General features: G+C 41.5%; 18 protein-coding genes. 12 read left to right on the forward strand and 6 right to left on the reverse strand.

The genetic code is table 11. The features are described 5' to 3' along the window. Positions 1-14: 14 nt before the first annotated feature. Positions 15-2,249: an ABC transporter permease subunit gene (locus HC733_RS07080; RefSeq protein ID WP_190364355.1), complete on the reverse strand. Its 2,235-nt coding sequence runs from the start codon at positions 2,247-2,249 to the stop codon at positions 15-17. A gap of 323 nt (positions 2,250-2,572) precedes the next feature. Here HC733_RS07080 and HC733_RS07085 point away from each other — a divergent pair, with 323 nt between their 5' ends. From HC733_RS07085 to HC733_RS07095, 3 genes are all read left to right on the forward strand, one after another. Beyond that, the gene (locus HC733_RS07085; RefSeq protein ID WP_190364356.1) at positions 2,573-3,079 is read left to right on the forward strand and encodes a glycine cleavage system protein R; all 507 of its coding nucleotides are present in this window, start codon (positions 2,573-2,575) and stop codon (positions 3,077-3,079) included. 144 nt (positions 3,080-3,223) lie between these two features. Next, positions 3,224-5,311, forward strand: a complete 2,088-nt coding sequence (gene ppk1 / locus HC733_RS07090) for a polyphosphate kinase 1 (protein WP_190364357.1) — start codon at positions 3,224-3,226, stop codon at positions 5,309-5,311. Continuing rightward, complete coding sequence (locus HC733_RS07095) at positions 5,308-6,786, forward strand: Ppx/GppA phosphatase family protein (protein WP_190364358.1); 1,479 nt, start codon at positions 5,308-5,310, stop codon at positions 6,784-6,786. The genes ppk1 and HC733_RS07095 overlap by 4 nt, the downstream gene beginning before the upstream one ends. Here HC733_RS07095 and HC733_RS07100 read toward each other — a convergent pair. Continuing rightward, a complete protein-coding gene (locus HC733_RS07100) occupies positions 6,779-8,050 on the reverse strand; it encodes an EAL and HDOD domain-containing protein (protein ID WP_190364359.1) in 1,272 nt (423 codons plus the stop codon). The two genes, HC733_RS07095 and HC733_RS07100, sit on opposite strands and share 8 nt — an antisense overlap. 164 nt (positions 8,051-8,214) lie before the next feature. On the opposite strand from HC733_RS07100, the gene HC733_RS07105 reads away from it, so the two are divergent. Both HC733_RS07105 and HC733_RS07110 read left to right on the forward strand, forming a co-directional pair. Beyond that, a complete protein-coding gene (locus tag HC733_RS07105; RefSeq protein ID WP_190364360.1) occupies positions 8,215-8,946 on the forward strand; it encodes a substrate-binding periplasmic protein in 732 nt (243 codons plus the stop codon). 36 nt (positions 8,947-8,982) lie between these two features. Continuing rightward, positions 8,983-9,549, forward strand: a complete 567-nt coding sequence (locus HC733_RS07110) for a PhnA domain-containing protein (RefSeq protein WP_190364361.1) — start codon at positions 8,983-8,985, stop codon at positions 9,547-9,549. 68 nt (positions 9,550-9,617) lie between these two features. On the opposite strand, the gene HC733_RS07115 is transcribed toward HC733_RS07110, so the two are convergent. Continuing rightward, complete coding sequence (locus tag HC733_RS07115; protein ID WP_190364362.1) at positions 9,618-10,454, reverse strand: 23S rRNA (adenine(2030)-N(6))-methyltransferase RlmJ; 837 nt, start codon at positions 10,452-10,454, stop codon at positions 9,618-9,620. A 180-nt stretch (positions 10,455-10,634) separates the two neighbouring features. Here HC733_RS07115 and zapB point away from each other — a divergent pair, with 180 nt between their 5' ends. The 7 genes from zapB to HC733_RS07150 all read left to right on the forward strand — a co-directional run bounded on the left by zapB (position 10,635) and on the right by HC733_RS07150 (position 15,817). Further along, positions 10,635-10,865 (forward strand): cell division protein ZapB, encoded by a 231-nt coding sequence (gene zapB / locus HC733_RS07120; protein WP_190364363.1) that lies wholly within the window; start codon positions 10,635-10,637, stop codon positions 10,863-10,865. Beyond that, positions 10,865-11,149, forward strand: a complete 285-nt coding sequence (locus HC733_RS07125) for a cell division protein ZapA (protein ID WP_190364364.1) — start codon at positions 10,865-10,867, stop codon at positions 11,147-11,149. The genes zapB and HC733_RS07125 overlap by 1 nt, the downstream gene beginning before the upstream one ends. 69 nt (positions 11,150-11,218) lie before the next feature. Then, positions 11,219-12,196, forward strand: coding sequence for a hypothetical protein (locus tag HC733_RS07130; protein ID WP_190364365.1), 978 nt, complete (start codon positions 11,219-11,221; stop codon positions 12,194-12,196). Between the two features lie 91 nt (positions 12,197-12,287). Further along, positions 12,288-13,697 carry a LysM peptidoglycan-binding domain-containing protein gene (locus HC733_RS07135; RefSeq protein ID WP_190364366.1) on the forward strand — a complete coding sequence of 470 codons (1,410 nt, stop codon included), beginning with the start codon at positions 12,288-12,290 and terminating at the stop codon, positions 13,695-13,697. Between the two features lie 57 nt (positions 13,698-13,754). Further along, a complete protein-coding gene (locus HC733_RS07140) occupies positions 13,755-14,243 on the forward strand; it encodes an FKBP-type peptidyl-prolyl cis-trans isomerase (protein WP_190364367.1) in 489 nt (162 codons plus the stop codon). 12 nt (positions 14,244-14,255) lie between these two features. After that, a complete protein-coding gene (locus tag HC733_RS07145; protein ID WP_190364368.1) occupies positions 14,256-14,984 on the forward strand; it encodes an SDR family NAD(P)-dependent oxidoreductase in 729 nt (242 codons plus the stop codon). Continuing rightward, positions 14,981-15,817 carry an amidohydrolase family protein gene (locus HC733_RS07150; protein WP_190364369.1) on the forward strand — a complete coding sequence of 279 codons (837 nt, stop codon included), beginning with the start codon at positions 14,981-14,983 and terminating at the stop codon, positions 15,815-15,817. Before HC733_RS07145 ends, HC733_RS07150 begins: the two co-directional genes overlap by 4 nt. Here the strand turns inward: HC733_RS07150 and HC733_RS07155 are convergent. The 3 genes from HC733_RS07155 to HC733_RS07165 form a co-directional block, all read right to left on the reverse strand. Then, positions 15,814-16,581 (reverse strand): YggN family protein, encoded by a 768-nt coding sequence (locus HC733_RS07155; RefSeq protein ID WP_190364370.1) that lies wholly within the window; start codon positions 16,579-16,581, stop codon positions 15,814-15,816. The two genes, HC733_RS07150 and HC733_RS07155, sit on opposite strands and share 4 nt — an antisense overlap. Positions 16,582-16,644: 63 nt before the next feature. Beyond that, the gene (locus HC733_RS07160; protein ID WP_342365996.1) at positions 16,645-17,172 is read right to left on the reverse strand and encodes an Lcl C-terminal domain-containing protein; all 528 of its coding nucleotides are present in this window, start codon (positions 17,170-17,172) and stop codon (positions 16,645-16,647) included. Then, positions 17,169-18,845, reverse strand: a complete 1,677-nt coding sequence (locus HC733_RS07165) for an Lcl C-terminal domain-containing protein (RefSeq protein WP_190364371.1) — start codon at positions 18,843-18,845, stop codon at positions 17,169-17,171. Before HC733_RS07165 ends, HC733_RS07160 begins: the two co-directional genes overlap by 4 nt. Positions 18,846-18,849 lie beyond the last annotated feature (4 nt).

An 18,849-nucleotide genomic window follows, 5' to 3' on the forward strand; every position in this document is an offset into this window, starting at 1 on the left:
ATGAACTCCAATAATTACATTGAACTGTATTTTTCACGTAGCTGCTGACGAACAAATTCAGCCACAGTGTTAAATACAAAGGTGAAAATAAATAACACAAATGCCGCCAAGAAGAGGATACGATAGTGTGAACTACCTACTTCAGACTCTGGCATTTCTACTGCGATATTAGCTGCCAATGTGCGCATACCTTGGAAAATGCTCCAATCCATAATTGGCGTGTTACCCGTTGCCATCAGTACAATCATTGTTTCACCTACTGCTCGGCCCAAGCCCATCATCACCGCAGAGAAAATACCAGGGCTGGCTGTTAGCAGTACCACTCTGACCAATGTTTGCCATTGTGTTGCACCTAAAGCTAAAGAACCATTTGATAAGTGCTTTGGTACACTGAATACCGCATCTTCAGCTATTGAGAAAATGGTTGGAATGACCGCAAATCCCATCGCGATACCCACTACCAGCGAGTTACGTTGGTCAAATGTCAGGCCTAGTTCATTAGTTAAATATTGACGAACATTGCCACCAAACATCCATTCTTCAACACCACCGCTTATCGAGAAAGATAACCAACCGACAAATAACACGACAGGAATAAGCAGCATAGAATGCCAGCCGTCAGGCACCTTGTGGCGAATATTCTCTGGTAGCTTGGTCCAGAAAAATGCCGTCGCTATCACTGCCACTGGCAACAATATGAGTAAAGCGACAATTGCCGGTAAATGCGTTTCTATCAATGGCGCTAACCAAAGACCCGCTAGGAAACCAAGAATAACGGTTGGTAAAGCTTCCATAATTTCAACTGTTGGCTTAACCACACGACGTAATTCACTGGACATAAAGTAAGCCGTATATACAGCTGCAGACAATGCAATCGGCACAGCAAATAGCATGGCATACATAGCTGCTTTAATGGTGCCAAATGATATTGGGACTAGCGAAAACTTAGATTCAAAATCATCTGAGGCCGATGTCGACTGCCAAGTGTATGCAGGCTCAGGATATCCTTCATACCAAACTTCTTGCCACAAAGCAGACCACGTCACTTCGGGATGTTCGTTGTGAACATCAAATACAGAAAGTTTGTTATCGGCTACTATCAACACGGCATTTGAGCGAGGAGAAACTGCAAACGACTCAATGGCACCTTCACTCACTTTCCCTTGCCATAAATGCGCTTGGCTGGTGGTGTAATAAATACCTAAATCACCACTACTATTGGTGGTAAAAAAGGTGCGTCGATAATATTCGCTGTAAATATCTACATTGCTGTTTTTCGGTGTTTCAAAGGCTCTGATCTTTTGGAATTTACGGCCAGCATCAGTGTTTACTTCAAACCATTGAGATACTTCACCATTATCGTTCGCCAGCATTAATGAGTTAGCACCGGCTAACAGCGTAGTGCCTACTAAGTTGGCATTTTCTTCATTGGCAGCCAGTATCTGTACTTGTTTAACATCGCTTGGATAGCGCGTATCAAAAATATAAACTTGGTTTGCTGAACGGACAAAAGTGCGAGTCGTATCAGGGCTCATTAATAATTCATCAATTCGACCATCTATTTCTAATTCAGTACGCTCAACAGCCCACTCGACTTCACCACTAAACATGTTTTCTTCGGCTACAAACGACGCAAAAATAACGCGCTTATCTGCAGTAAGTGCAACGACTGCGGTTTTATCTTCATAGTGACTAAACGCAAATCGCTTAATGGCTTTACCCTGCTCATCAACAAGCAGCTGTTTACCATCCAATGGGTAGCTTAAACGAGGAGAGATCACACGCTCGTTACCAGGGAAAGTTACCAGAAAAGAAGGTTTGACCAAGGTTACTTGACCATTATCTAGACCATAAGCATACTGACCTAAAAATGGCGCACTTTTGGCAACACTGGTGACTTGTCCATCGAGGTTAACCGACAGACGTTCAATCAGTCCACCAGCTTGCTTCCCTTTAACTTGATAGAAGTCCACATGTCCTGTGCGACTCAATAGGTAAGCAATTTCAGTTTGTTCTTCAACACCAACGCCAACATATTGCTGTGCGTTACTCAATGCAACATCAACGCGTTTTTCAACTTTGGCTGATTCGAATATAGGCTGAACAACATAGAGTAAATAGAAGAAGATCAGCAACAATGCGATCAACACCATAACCCCACCAGCTGATATACCAAACTGTGCAAACCGGTCTTTGAATAGACGGCTTCTATCCGTTTTAAAAGACGGTTGCTGCGGATTTGAAGACATCAAAACACCCTTTCATTTTAAAGTTGGCGGGCATTATATTTCATCAAGATGACAGTTATGTTACAACGCAATCTGGGAAGTATTATAATATTGGGTCCAATTTATGACGCTATTATTACCTTTTTTGATTTGGTACAAATTGTTTTCATTTCTTTACAAACTAACACGCGATTCTGTTGGACATCATAATCTGGTGAACTAATCTTAGAGCGCGGTATCTACCTTTGTAGGCTATGTATAAGGATTATACCCTCATTCGCTTAAACCGTTTTTTTCCACTGCTATGTTTTTTTCATGGCAAAAATAATTAAGAGACACGCATTATGAAGCAGTTAGTTTTAACAATAATAGGAAAGGACCGAACTGGTCTGGTAGAAGAAATATCTTCAGCGGTACTCGCACATCACGGTAACTGGCTGACCAGTAACCTTAGCCACTTGGCTGGACAGTTTGCTGGGATCATCCAAGTAGAAGTCGCCGAAGAACATTTGCAACAACTTCAAGATGGACTTAGCGCACTCTCAGGACTAGATGTAAGAATGGAAACGGGAGATATCTTGGATGAGGAACATACACCAGAAACAATTAACCTTGTCATCACAGGCAACGACAGGCCTGGGATAGTGCAAGAGCTTGCAAGTGTTATACGTCATAAAGGCGCCAATATCACTCATCTAAATTCTCGCCAACAAAGTGCGCCTAATTGGGGAGTGCCGATTTTCAGCGCTTTCGCCACTGTTACGCTACCAATTGGTATGAATAAAGATAATGTGATTGATGCATTAGAGTCTATAACCAGCGATCTAATAGTTGATATTGAAACAGAGTAACTTCACCTCAACAACAGGCCGATACTCGACCTTTTCGCCACGAATAAACATGTATGGCAAGTTGTCAATTGATAAGACACTTGTCATACCTACGTCACAAACTGGACCTATATTTGACGCAGCGTATTTCTCGTGGATTTCAAAATGCAAGCACTGCCTCCTCAGCCAAAAACGGTTAGCTATTTTGCCAAAGAGCTAAGCTGGTTGTCTTTTAACGAACGTGTACTTCAAGAAGCAAAAGACGATAGCAACCCTATCATTGAACGTATTCGCTTTTTAGGCATATTCTCCAATAATTTAGATGAGTTCTTCCAAGTCAGAGTTGCCGATGTTAAACGTCGTATCTTGTTAAATAATTTACCCAACACTAATTTTGATGAAGATGAAGCTCTACTGGGCCAAATTAATCAAAAAGTGCTCCTGCTAGGAAAGAAGTTTAATTATATTTATCAGCAAATTTTAACTGACTTAGCAAAATACAATATTCATATCAGCCAACCACAAACGCTGTCTGAATTTCATCAGTCATGGTTAAAACACTACTTTGAAGACCAAGTATTGCCGAATATGTCACCTATGCTGCTGAGTGAAAGCAAAGACTACTCAGATAATATGAATGACACCATGACCTATTTCTTTGTGCACATGAATGGTGAAAAGCAACACTACGCCTTGCTAGAAATTCCAACGGACAGACTTGCCCGATTTGTACAATTACCTCCTGAGCGCTCTCGTCGCCAAAAACACATTGTGATGCTCGATGATATCGTGCAGTTTTTCTTAGCGGATGTATTTAAAAGTTTTTTTAACTTCGACAATATCGAAGGCTATGCCATTAAATTGACTAGGGATGCACAGTACAATCTGGATGACGAGATTGAAGAAGGCTTGCTAGATAAAATGTCTAAAGGTTTAAAGCAACGTCTTTACGCCGAGCCTGTGCGCTTAGTCTATGATGAATCAATGCCCGAAGAGATGCTCAAGGTAATGAAAAAGCGTTTGGGTGTAACCGATCAAGATGCATTGATCCCCGGTGGTCGCTATCGCAACTTTAGAGATTTTATTGCGTTTCCAAACGTGGGGCGACGCCACCTAGAGAATAAGCCATTACCTCCTTTGCAAAGCCAAGCCTTCAAAAAAGATGCCAGTGTATTCAATGCTATTTCTGAGCAAGATATTCTCCTTTATTATCCTTATCATACCTTTAACCACATGCTCGAATACGTTCGACAGGCGGCGTTTGATCCTAATGTAACGCAAATCAAAGTTAACATTTACCGAGTAGCACGCCATTCACGGCTCGTCGCTTCACTGATCAGTGCTGCTAAAAACGGCAAACATGTCACTGTCATGGTTGAGCTAAAAGCACGATTTGATGAACAGAACAACATTGAATGGGCAAAACGCCTAAGCGAGTCAGGTATCAAAGTAATGGTGGGGATCCCTGCATTAAAAGTGCACAGCAAGCTGTGTGTTATTCATCGCAAGGAGAAAGGCAAAATAGTAAAGTATGCCCATATAGGCACTGGTAATTTCCATGAGAAGACCGCCAAAATTTATACTGACTTTAGCCTCTTTACTCGTCATCCCGATATTTGTGAAGAATGTGACAATGTCTTTCGCTTTATCGAGAGTAGCTATCGGCCGTTTCATTTTGAACACCTCATGATCTCTCCTATTAATGCAAGAGACCGCATTTTGGATCTAATTGACCAAGAAGTGAAGCACGCTGAGCAAGGGAAAATATCAAGAATAACTATAAAAATAAATAACTTGGTAGATAAGCAGTTAGTCGATAAGCTTTATTTCGCAGCGCGTCATGGGGTTAAAATTCGCATCATCGTTCGTGGCATGTGCGCGCTCGTTGCTGGCTTGCCTCGCTTCAGTGAGAACATTAAAGTGATCAGTATCGTTGACAGGTTTTTGGAACACCCGCGTGTGATGGTGTTTGAAAACAAAGGCGAACCATTAGTATATATTTCCTCTGCTGATTGGATGACTCGGAACTTAGATCACCGGGTTGAGGTTGGTGTTCCCATCTATAATGAGGAACTAAAACAGCTCATTATCGATATCTTAGAACTGCAATTTCGCGACCGTACGAAAGCGCGAATAATAGATGCGGAACAAAAAAATAGTTATGTAAGACGTGGTAATCGAAAGAAAATTCGCTCTCAAATTGCCATTTACGATCACTTAAAGAAATGGGAAAGCAACAAGAGTAGCCTATGACTGAATACCCTTCCATTGCCGCTGTAGATTTGGGCTCAAATAGCTTTCACTTATTGGTCGCTCGAGAGATTGATGGCAGCTTCCAAGTACTGCACAAAGAAAAACAACGTGTAGACTTAGCCGCAGGGCTTAATTCCGACATGGTTTTATCCAATGAGGCAATGGACAGAGCGCTTGCCGTGCTTAAGCAATTTTCTACAACTTTGCAGAACTTTCCTCATAGCAATGTACAGGTTGTTGCAACCTACACATTGCGAAATTGCAAAAACATAAAACAATTTTTAACCAGAGCAAAGCAGTGCTTTGGATTTAAAATTAACGTCATTTCGGGTCAAGAAGAAGCAAGACTTATTTATCAGGGCGTTGCCAATTACGAGCACAGCGAAGGAAACAGGCTGGTCGTTGATATTGGTGGGGGAAGTACAGAACTGATCATCGGTGAGCATTTCACCCATAAACTGCTCGCAAGCAGAAATATGGGCTGCGTAAATATCACTCAACAGTTTTTCGCAAATGGTAAATTGTCTGAAAAGCGTTTTGCAAAGGCACAAATAAAAGCTGAACAGTTGTTAGAGCCGATCACTGCCAGCTATAAACGACTAGGCTGGCAATGCTGTTATGGCACGTCAGGCACTATCAAAGCATTAGTAAACATAGCCCAAGTTCACTTCGACACACCTGTGCTTACACACCCGATTTTACTAAATATAAAGGCACTCATTTTAGCGTTTGAAGATTACAATCAACTTAGCTTGGAAGGTTTATCTGATGAAAGAAAAGGGACCATTTCAGGTGGACTTGCGGTGCTACTCGCCGTATTCGAACAGTTAGGTATTGAGCAGCTTCATTATAGCGATCATGCATTAAGAGATGGTTTACTACATGAAACATCCACGAATAGAGAGTTTGATATTCGTACTCGAACTATTCAAACACTCAGTGAACACTATAATGTTGATAGGCAGCACAGTGAGCAAATTTGCCGCACTTTAGAGCTTTTTTATCAACAGCTTGCACAAAGCTGGTCCTTACAAGAAGCGGATCTACAAATGCTAAATTGGGCCGCTAAATTACATGAAGTTGGATTAGTTATTAATTCGTCTGGGTTACATAAACATAGCGCTTATATTGTTCGCAACAGTCAATTGCCGGGGTTTACACAAGAGCAACAACAGTTTTTGAGTAATCTCATCCGTTTTTACCGGAAAAAAATTAGGCTAACCGAATTACAGCTGGGTAGTTCTATCGAGCTAAACCACTTTTCTAAGTTACTCAGCCTTTTCAGACTTGCGGTAATACTCAACGCCAAAAGACAAGATAGTGTCTGCCCTGAGGTTAAATTAACTAGCTATGCAGATTCTTTGTTGCTTGAATTTGAACCGCGTTGGTTAGCTGAACACACACTAATGGCAGCCGACCTTGAGCAAGAACAACAACATCTTAAAAAACTCAATATCACTCTTATTTTTAGCTAGTTTTTACCACAGAGAATACATCATCGGCGTATTCTCTACTTTCCATCGCGAAGTTATAAAGCGCTTTGGTTTTTGTTGCTGGGCGAATGGCGTTTAAGATCATTTGCGCCGACTGCCAGTCATTTTTCTCCACTTGCAATGTAAGTTGCAGCGCCCCACCTAACAACCCCTTATAGCTTAACAAGGCGCTACTTAATGTACTATCCAATGAAAACTCAGCAACTATAACCGACAATTCGACTTCGAGTACCGCATCTAGCACCGACATCAAGCCGATTAAGTAACCCTGCTCAGCCATTTCTTCACCACCGGGTGATAAAAATAACTCCATAAACTTAGCCCTCATTAGGCCCATTTTGGTTAACTCGGCTGGTTTGTCTACTCCCAGCTCGCTTAAAGCTAACACACGCACAAACTGGCGTATTGCATCTTCACCCAGATATACAACAGCTTGAGATATCGATTTCATCTCAATTTTGTTTTCACCCGCCTTTGCATTGGCAAGTTTCAACACCCGAGCTGTTAAACTGAGATCTTTTGCAACTCTTTGCTGCACTTCTTTGAAACAAATATCTTTTTTAGCAGTACAACGCAGCAAGTCAAAAACAATAAACTTAGATGGCTCTACATTGCCATGATTGAGCATTTCGGGGCGAGCAAAATAAAAACCTTGGAAGTAATCAGCACCAGCATTTTTTACAAATGCATAATGTTCTTGCGTTTCGATCCGTTCAACAATAATGCTAACATTGGGGTAACTACGCTTGAGCTTTTTAATCATCATCGTGGTTTTGATGATGGGATCTTCAATCTCGAGCTTAATATAATCCATGTGTTCCATCAGAGGTTGCCATTTAGGATCGCCATCAAAATCGTCCAACGCAAAATGATATCCGCGCTTTTTGAGAGCAATAACCGATTGCACTAATTTTGGAATATTCTTTGAACGTTCGACAATTTCAACAACCAGATTATCGGGTTTTAATAGCTTGGGGAGTTCTTGTAATAAAGACTCATCTGATAGGTTAATAAACGCGCGATGACCTGCGGTTAATCTCTCAACACCCACAAAAATTAGAGAGTTAAAAAACATTCTGCCAGTAGCTTGGCCATCAGAGACGCCCATGGGAAAAGCATTGTTGTTAGAATCTCGATACAACAACTCATACGCATAAAGGTTTTGCTCTTTATCAAGGATAGCCTGACGAGCTATATATTGTACTGCCGTGTTTTTCACTTTAGCAACAGTGCCACTCATTAACATCTAGATCCTTTTCTAGCAAATCAATAGTCGATGCTTTATTTGAGAATACGTGAACCGTGAAGGCCGAGCAAATAAAACTTCATCTTTATTGTGTGATTGAACTTGCCAATATCACTACAGTTTGACAATTGCCTATTTTGAGAGTGATAGGCTAGTATAACCGTATGAGAACTTTATTAATCATAGTCGCTATTTGCATTTGTGGCGCATTAAAAGCCAACCCAAAACTCACTTACAGTGTAAGTGGTTCAGGTAACTATTATCCCTACTACACTCATGATCCAAAACATCCAGGCATTTTACCAAAAGTTGTCAGTGCAATATTAGATAAAGCAAATATCGCAGGAGAAAACCTGTTATTACCAGCCAAGCGAACAGTTTTGTATCTTGAGCAAGGCAAAATAGACTTTGATTTAATCAGTCCAAGCTGGCTCAATGAACAACAACGCAAAGACACCCGATTTGTTTATTCCGATGCAATTTTATCAGTGGATGAATATCTCGTTTCAACACATCAACTTGACAAGCCTATCATACTCAATAGCAAAGAAGTTGGCACCGTGCGCGGTTACTATTATCACGATGATAGCGATTTTAAACGTATTGATTTTAATTCAGAAAAGGAGCTTTTGCAGGCTTTACATAGAGGCAGAATTAAGCTTGCAATCATAGGCGATTTACCTGCCATTTACTGGTCTCAAAAACTAAGCGTACCAATCTATTTTAATACCCTGCACTCACAAGGTAATATGCATATGCGTATGCAGGCTAAGCACCGAGTACTACTCGATCGTATCAATGAAGCGATAAACGAATTGCATCGGCAGGGACAATTCCAAAAAATCACCCAGCACTATGTGCAAAGTATTCCCATTACTGGCATGCAGCCCAACTGAGCAGTATAATGCTCGTTTTGACGACGGAAATAAGTTATGAGTATCGAGGCTACCCTCCAAACACGCAGCGCTGGAAAGTGTGAATTATGTACAAGTTCTGAAGCATTATCCGTATATGAAGTTCCCCCTGTCGTAGAAGCTCATTCCGATAAATGTGTTTACTTATGCCATAATTGCAAATCACAAATAGAAGGCAGTTGTGATTTAGAAACAAACCACTGGCACTGTTTAAATGACAGTATGTGGAGCCAAGTACCGGCAGTACAAGTAGTTGCGTACCGTATGTTGAAGCGCTTAGCAGCAGACAATGGTTGGGCACAAGATGCATTAGACATGCTTTATCTAGAAGACGACACTCGCAGTTGGGCAGAGCAAGCCTTAGCACAAGAAGAAGAAGTGATTCATCTTGACAGTAATGGTGTACGCTTAAATGCTGGAGACACAGTGGTATTGATCAAAGATCTTGATGTTAAAGGCAGCTCACTTGTCGCGAAACGTGGTACCGCTGTTCGCAATATTGGCCTGACGTCAAATCCAGAGCATATTGAGGGCCGCGTAGAAGGCCAACGCATTGTCATATTGACGAAATTTGTTAAAAAATAATATTCTAAAAATGTCTTAAAGCCCCAATTCTGGGGCTTTAAGACATTTTTCTTACTCGAGTGTTAGCGCTATTCAGCAACTAACTGCTCGCTTCTGTAAAAGCCCGACTCCTGAGCCAATATTTCCACCAGCTCTGGCAATACTTCATCCATGGTGTTTTTCAAAGTCCAAGGGGGGTTGATAACTATCATTCCCGATGCCGTCATGCCATGTTGCTCCGTGTCTTGCTCGGTCGCAAGCTCAAACAATTGGATATTTCTAATGCCTGAATTTTTTAATGATTGCTCCATTGCATCAATACGCTGACGAGATACAACCGGATACCAAATCATATATGTTCCCGAAGAAAAGCGTTTATGTGCCTTAGTAATCATCGTAACCGCCTGCTCGTAATCCGTTTTTATTTCATAGGGGGGGTCCATCAAAACACATGCTCTTCTTGATGCGGGGGGGACTAAACCAAGTAAGCCTTTAAAACCATCTTCTCCTCTGACGCGCAGCGATTTTTTACCCTGCATATTTTGCTCAAGAAGCTGTAAATCTTTGGGGTGCAATTCAAAAAACCAGCCTTTGTCTTGACGACGCAGATACTGTTCAGCAATTTTTGGCGAACCGGGATAAAAAGCCAAAGATTCACTGTTGAATGTTTTAATCAAATCGACATACTCTAGCAACGCCTTGTTTTTGCCCTGATATTGCCAAAGTTTGGCAATTCCTGATAAATACTCTTGTGTCTTTTGCGCATCGGCGCTACTTAACTCAAACAATCCCGCCCCAGAATGAGTATCAATGTAGTCAAATGCAGCGTCTTTTCGCGTCATATATTCGAGTACGTTTGCCAGTACCAAGTGCTTGAGGACGTCAGCGGGATTACCTGCGTGAAATGAATGTCGATAGCTAAGCATAATGTTGCCCATTTAATAAAACGGCGCAATTTAGCTGAACCGTTTCTGAATAAAATTGTGTGTTAGCGCTATTATCGCTCAAAGTCACACAAAAATCAGTATAAAGCCGTGTATTCACTAGCATCCTAAGTCACTTTGTTTTACATTTGCATGACAAAACACTGTGATAAGAGCGCATTTATGAATAACGATACACTTCCCCAACTCGAACAGCTAATCGATCAACTAATCGCCCAAAATGAGCGGTTAAATAATGAACTTTCAGAGCTTAAAGAGCTAAATTCAAAGTTAGTCGATGAAAATGAAACTTTGCAACTTGAAGTACTTGAAAGTGAAGAGAAGCAAAAAGACACAAGTAATACATTAGCAGGCTTGTTAGAAAAGCTGCAAAGTGCGACTCAGGCTAGCTAATGACTGAAAAAAGCAATCAAGTTGAAGTCACCTTATTAGGAAAGACCCATCAATTTGCCTGTACCGAGGGGCAAGAGCAAATGCTCCTCGATGCTGTTGCTTTGCTAAATCAAAGGGTTGAAGATATGAAGCAAAGGTCAACAGTCAGAAATGAGCAAAATGCGTTACTACTGGCAGCATTGCACTTATGTCACGATTTACAAGCACTTCAACAATCCACAGAATACCAACAAAATCAACAACAAGCCCTCATTGAAAAGCTAAAAGACCATTTGGGGGAGTAATTAGTTACTTCCCAAAAATTGCATTATCGGTTAAATTATCACCTCTTTCGTTGTAACTCATGGGCGATTATGCGTTTTATCTTTACGGCCATTCTCAGCCTGCTATGTAGTGTAACTCATGCCAATCAATGGCATAGTATTGATACAGCCACTTGGTTAGTATCACCACCAAAGTCGGCACGCTATATTCAGGAAAATCAAGCGATTATTGCAGGCAAGCACTGTGCGGCGATCATCAACGCACATGGCGATTTTGTTGCGCTTGAAAGAATGATCAATACTGCTAAGCAAAAGTTACAAGTCCCTGTTTGTTATCTTGTAAGCACCTCTGCGGATACTCAGCAAGTGATTGGCATGGCGATGTTACAAAGAGCTTTTCCCACCGCGAAATGGTATGCAGGACAAGCCATTTTCGATAACTTTTTACACTATCAGCAAGCTTTAGACGACAAGATTGCATTACATCGCAAAAGCCTAACACTGAGTGCCAAACGATTAACTCAAGTCGACGACGAACAACAAATCCAAAAGCATATTTATATCGCCAAACAACGACTCAATGATTGGCAAAAGCTCAGCCTGAACACGCCAAAAGTATTACCTAAACACAGTCAAATAGCGCTTAAATTGGGTAGCCAGAGAGTAATTTTACATGCTGTTGAAGCTTTTAGTTCAGCGGATATATCAGTGTTTAATCCCGCCAATGGCGCGTACATAGGTGGTAACAGCGTTGATGCATTACCAGAGGTTAGACATAAATATGTATCACGTTGGCTCAAACATTTAAACGACCTAAAAGCTGATAATAAAATAAGCTGGTTGTTACCCGCTCATGGTAAGCCGTATAAAAAAGAAGCCCTTGAGCTGCCAATTACATTTATTAAAGCGCTAGATAAAGGCGTTTCAAATGAGGAAGTACAGCAGAGCCTATCCAGCAAGTACGGCGACTATGATGAGCAAACAAAACTACGACTTATGTACTACTATCAGCTTGCCCAGCGCCGTATAGCAGCCAGTAAACAGGACAATGATGATGTTGTACTGTGATCTGAAACCACTCTCTAAGCAGTTAAAACGTAACTGCTGCGTGGCCATTTTCGCGTTTTTCCTGAGTGCTTGTCAGTCAACGCAGTCAGATATGACAGATAAACAAGATGTTGTTGCCATTAGCGACTCGTTAGTTGTGTCTATCCCAAAAGAAGAACCGCAAGAAAACACACCTAACCCTGTCAAAAAAGAGACTACTAAGCCGGTCACTAAAGAAAATAAAAAACCTGTGATCACAGACCTTTGGCAGCGTATCAGTGCGCAATTGAGCTTTACTATTGAGCCTAACGAACGACTAGAAAAACGTATTAACTGGTATCTGTCTCAGCCAAATTACCTTGTTTCAGTTTCAAAGCGGGCTAAACCCTACTTGTATCATATAGTGCAAGAAGTTGAGCGCCGACGCCTACCTATGGAACTTGCCTTATTACCTTTTGTGGAAAGCGATTTTAGGCCTAAAGTAACGTCTTCACAGCACGCTGTTGGCGCTTGGCAATTGGTTAATTCAACCGCATATCACTTCGGTATTACCACAGATCAATGGTACGACGGCCGCAAAGATGTACTGGCTTCAACTGACGCTGCTTTAGATTATTTGAGCTACCTGTACAAGCGCTTTAACGGTAATTGGCTACATGCATTGGCCGCATATAACAGTGGTGAGGGGCGGGTAAAAAGTGCAATCAAAAGAAATAAACGTCGAGGTAAAAGCACTCACTTTTGGCATCTATCTTTGCCCAAAGAAACCGCTGATTACGTCCCTAAGCTAATTGCGCTAAGTTATTTACTGCAAACTGAACATCCAAAGTTTAAACGCCCTAAGCTACCAAACTACGCACTCACGAGCCCTTTGGACATTGGTCAACAATTTGATTTTTCGATTTTAGCCTCGTTAACAGGAATTGAAAAAGCTCAGTTACACAAACTAAACCCAGGCTATCTTCGTCATAAAAGCTCACCCAACGGACCACACACTGTTTTATTGCCTTTGACCGAGCAAGCTTTGTATAAAAGTGATTTTTACCATCGCTATTTTAGCCAAACTTATGTGGTGCAGAAAAACGATACCTTATATCGGCTTGCCAAGCGATTTAATACTACGGTTAAGGCTGTTAAGCTATTAAATAACAAAGCGAATGATATGATTCGAGTTGGGGAAGTTTTGAAAGTGAGCCAAGCACAAGCATTTGATAGCCTGCTTGTTGATTATGAAATCAGTCCTTATGTAGCTCAGGTTCAACTCCCCAAACCACTGACAATGGAGTTTCATCACACAGTGAGTGAAGGAGACTCGCTATGGAAAATAAGCAAACATTATAAAGTGTCGGTAAAAGACCTATTAGTGTGGAATAAACTTAAGAACAACCAAGTACTAAAACCAGGTAAAGTGCTTGTTTTACATCTACCAAAAGGTAATGAAACGCCTAAACAACCCGAGGAGAATGTGTTTCTGTCGGATCTAGAACAGCTCGTTAAACCAGAAACTCGCTCTAATCGCTAGCTCTGAACTGTTTGCTCACGTAAAATGGTGTCAAAATTGATAGAAAACGAGATAGTTATGCAAATTGCAAAAGATACCGCTGTTGAATTTCACTACACCTTAAGTGAAGCTGCAGAACAAATTGAAACAAGTACCACAGGTGAGCCGCTTACTTATCTACATGGCAACGATAGTATGCTGCCAGGCTTAGAAAATGCGCTTGAGGGTAAAGCTGCAGGCGACAAATTCACGGTTACTTTAGCGCCTGAAGATGCCTATGGTGAATACAAAGAGGGTTTGATCCAACGTATCCCAATTAAGCACCTGCAAGGCCTTGGTAATGATAAAGTATGGAAACCTGGTATGTCAGCAATTGTTGAATCAAATCAAGGTCGCCATCAAGTAAGCATAGTAAAAGTAGGCCGTTTCAACGCTGATTGCGATCTTAATCATCCATTTGCTGGTAAAACGCTGACATTTGATGTGGAAGTTGTTTCTGTTCGCGAAGCAACAGCTGAAGAGCTTGCACATGGTCACGTACACAGTGCAGGTGGTTGTGGCCACTAAGGAATAAGCCAAATGAATAAAGTTGCCATTGTAACAGGTGGCAGCTTTGGCATTGGCTTGGCCATTGTTCAAAAGCTGCTGTCGCAAAATTTCGACGTTTTCAATTTAGATATAAACCCATCCACGGTTGGCAATTACGTTGAATGCGATGTGAGCAACGTGTCTGACGTGCAAACCGCTATAGAGCGGATCATCGCTCAAACTGGCCGAGTTGATGTATTGGTATCTAACGCCGGAAAACACCTCAGTGCCAATATTGAAAATACCGATGAACAGACATTAGACAACTTATTTGCTCTGAATGTTAAAGGCGCGTATGCCGCCACAAAAGCCGTGCTACCTATAATGAAAAGCCAACACAATGGGGCCATTGTCTATATATCTTCCGATCAAGCGATTATAGGTAAAACCAACTCTTTTGCTTATAACATGACAAAGTCTGCCTTGGCATCAATGGCACGCACGACCGCACTAGATTACGCCAAATTTAACATCCGCGCTAACGCCGTATGTCCAGGCACAATTGAAACACCTTTATTCCATAGCGCAATTGATAACTACTGCGCAAAAAGTGGTGCCAACAAAGCAGATATCGTCGCTGAAGAAGCGCAATTGCAACCGCTAGGTCGCCTTGGGCAAGCCCATGAAGTGGCCGCACTAGTCGTATTTTTAGTCAGCGATGATGCGAGTTTCATTACCGGTAGTTTACAAAGCATTGATGGGGGGTATACCGCTCAATGATGCCGATTATTGACCCTCACGTACACTTTTTTGATTTGTCACAGGGTCAATATCGCTGGCTAACAGGTCCAACGCCACCCGCTTGGCCTAATCTAGACAAAATCGTTCGTGATCATGGCCCTGAAGACTTGCTACTTGATGGTGCGTTTTTTCTTGCCGGTTGTGTGCATATTGAAGCGGGGTTTGATAACGATAATCCTGATGCAGAATTAAACTGGCTAGCAAAGCGAGTTACAACTGTGCCCTACCAAGCTATCGCTTATTTAGATATCACTCAAGCGCCAATGTTATTTGCTCAAAAGATAAAGACTCTTCAAAACCAACCTCGATTTATTGGGATCCGCGATATCACGGAAGGCACTGACGTGGATAAACTACTTCACCCAAATACTCAGCAAAATCTCTCACATTTAGCTCAGAATAAGCTGTTTTTTGAAGCGCAATTTGAGTTGAATTATGAAGATGCGACTGAACAGTTTTCACAATTATGTAAAAAGCTAGATACGCTGCAAGTCGTTCTCAATCATAGTGGTTTTATAGAGCAAAATGGTAATTGGTATAAAGGGTTAGAATACATGGCTGAGTGTCATAATGTAACCATCAAATATTCAGGCCAAGAACATGTCGCCAAACCACTTGATGCAAAAGTGCAACTTATGCACCTTTTGGATGCATTCTCTGCTGAACGGGTAATGTTTGCATCTAATTACCCTGTTTGTATGATAAGAACCGATTATGCCGCGCTCTGGCGACAATATTATCAGCTAGTGGATGATCCTCAGTTATGGACAAAACTCAGTTACGCTAACACAAAACGGATTTATCAATTTTAAGAGCGGATCTGAACCAAGTCGTATGCCGCCAAGCTTGGCACTATTGTTTGCAAACGAGTTTCAGTTTTGTCGAGCGTGTTAAGACACTGACAGTACTCTTCTGCTTTTTCTTCTAATTGCTGCGCCTTTTTCTGCAAAGATTTATCGATTTCTTTTGAGATAATATCCATACGCTGGCCCATATCCGTGATTCTATCTTCTATGTTGCCTTCTCGTGATTTAAAAGCATCACCTAAAGATACTAAGATAGCTCCCAATGAACCATGAACTGCTGAGTGAATTTTCTTACTGATCTCTTTGGTGAAAAAATCATCAATTTTAGAAAGTGACTGAGGTGCAATAAAGAAAAAGTCATCTCCACGCTTAAACTTATCCATCAAAGCACGCTCTACATATTGTAATTGAGTCTTAAGCACCTCAGGCTCTTTATCTGACATCCCTTCAACCACTTGCTCAATTGCACTTAGGCCTAAGTTCACGCCGTCAGTGGCTAAACTGACGAGTTCTGGGACGGTGTCTCTAATACCCGTTGCATACTCTCGTAATACGATTGTGTCTTGTTCAGATAACTCAATCCAATAGCCTCTGATCAATAGTTGATTATCATTGTTAATTTGTACGCGCGTTTGACCGTTATCTACGATACGAATTTCGCTATCGGTAATAATCAGCCCATGGCTCAGCTCAACATCGCACTTATTTTTTGCCAATGCAGAGAAAGAACTAAACAATATGAATGTAGATAAACAGGCTAGGCGAAACAAAGTAATGCGACTCCTCGTAAGAAAACGAGACCAAGAGTAGCAAACTTTTATCTAATGCCAAAGTTATTTGGCGTACCTAACTAGGCGTAAAAAAATGTCAGAAGTTTTCGCTTTTAGGTTATTTTTACCATCAGCAAATTGATAAGCCCATGCATGATCAATTTGAGAAACAGCGGTTGTACTCGTCCAATAATTATCGCTTTGCGTTGAAATAAACACTTCTAAATTGATTGCCGGCTCCACACAACTGTGATCTAAAATACTCGCTAGCTCTTTGACATTCGGTATGTGCCAATCGGTAAACCCAGCATAATCACTGTTTTTGGCTGCAGTAAGCGCTTGTTGCCAATTTAGTTGCAAAGCTGCACTGGTACAACTGCTTGTTGCAGTGTCGTAATTTTGCCCAAAGTCACATACCTGCCACATTAGCCCTGTTTCATTATCCAAAGCAGTGCCATTTGTATTGATGATATAGCGAGCGGTCGGGGTCATGCTCGGTGCTTGTGGCGACTGCACACAAGTTTGTTCCGCAAAAACAGAAAAAGAACCAAAGATAATACTGAAAAATACTAAGTAAATGCTTTTATTCACGGTGTTCTCACTAATCGCACATAAGCGGTATTTGATTTTGGGTAGGCAAGGTCGTTCCCGGTCTGCATATCCAAAATAAAGGCTTGAGATAAGCTGCGGCCATCTAAACTCGTTTGAGTAGTCCAGTAGTACAAGTGCCCTAATTGAGATGGAGAAGGAATATTTGGAAACAGCTCAGGGTCAAGAAAATGCTGTCCGCCTTCTCTACCAAAATCAATCAAGCTGAGTAATTCAATGTAAGTAGGTAACCGCCAATTACTACCTCCACAAAAATTACTACTGTTAACTGTATCTATATAAGTTTGAATACCACAGTTTGCGTTACTGGGGCATGTTGAATTAGCCGCACCAATTACTCCACCTGGAAATGCTCCACCTTTATCATCAAGTAAGTACCAAGTGTAGTGATTTTTACCATCTCTGACATTTGTATTGGGCACAGTACCTGTATCAGCTAGCTTAACTTCCCAGATAAGGCCGTTAATATTGTCTCTTACACAGCTAAAACTAGTTGCCGTATCAGGCAACTCGTCAGCGAACTCGTTTAATTTAGTGTAATCAAAAGACGCTCGCCCTTGTCCTGCTTTATCTAATAGTTCAGCGACACTATCTCTGCCCACATCAGCATCTTGACGAGGATAATCGCTGTTAGCACAACTAATTTTTGTACTATCGTCATAGCAATCACTAAGCCCTGTATCTTGAATAAATCCTAATGCCTTTGGCTGTAATGAAATACTAGTGGTATTCGAATCAATATACCCATTTGGGTCGGTCACAGTGACTCGAAAAGCAATAGACGTTGCTACATCAACATCGGGCGCAATAAACTGCGCTATACATTGCTTTGGGTTCGTGAGCTCAACGGCTGTTTTATTTCCCGTTAGCTCTATTTGCTCCCAAACACAGCTGAAGTTCCCTGATGCGGTTTTACTGTTAGAGGCATTAAGCGTAACCAAATCAAATTCAGTGACGGTTTGCTCTTGCCCTGCATCGGCAATGACAGGCTTTTCAGCTTTCAGTAAAGTAATAGTGAATTCAGTGCTAGCACTACCACTTTCATCATCTGTCACAGTTAAAAGAAACTTCGCTACATCGTTGTTCACTAACAACGGGTGTACAAAACGCAACTTTTGTTCTGTTGTAGTATCCACTGTAAGTGTAGGACCCGAAAGTTGCTGCCAAGCATAGCCAACCACCCGACCATTTTCATCAGGATCTTCAGAGTCAGCTGCACTAAACTCCATAATATCTAGGTACTTAGCTTGCCCTTCTTCTGGCAATGTCTGAGTGACAACAGGAATTGGGAGCTGGTTTTGAGAAGTGAATGACACCCGTATTGTGTCTGAAGACGACTGGCCATCGGGTGCAATATAATCAGCTCTAAACTGAGCAACTGTGTCCGATTTTACATCGGGCGCAGTCACCGAAATTTCAGTGCCTTCTTGTGGAAAACCTTCTATATTAGGGCCACTGACCAACTGCCAACTGACAGTACCACCCGCCGGAGAGACCTGCGCACTAAGCATAAAGTCTGCTTTTTCCAAAACGGTAAAATCATCTCCAGCATTAATACTGGCGTTTTCTGTATTCGAGCCGGAATTAGAGCTTCCGCCTCCGCATGCGCTAAGTAATAAGCTAATTAATAAAGGAACGGCCTTTGTGACGTGCATTAAA

It is taken from the genome of Pseudoalteromonas sp. S16_S37 (assembly GCF_014694405.1).
In the GTDB taxonomy this organism is placed as follows: Bacteria; Pseudomonadota; Gammaproteobacteria; order Enterobacterales; family Alteromonadaceae; genus Pseudoalteromonas.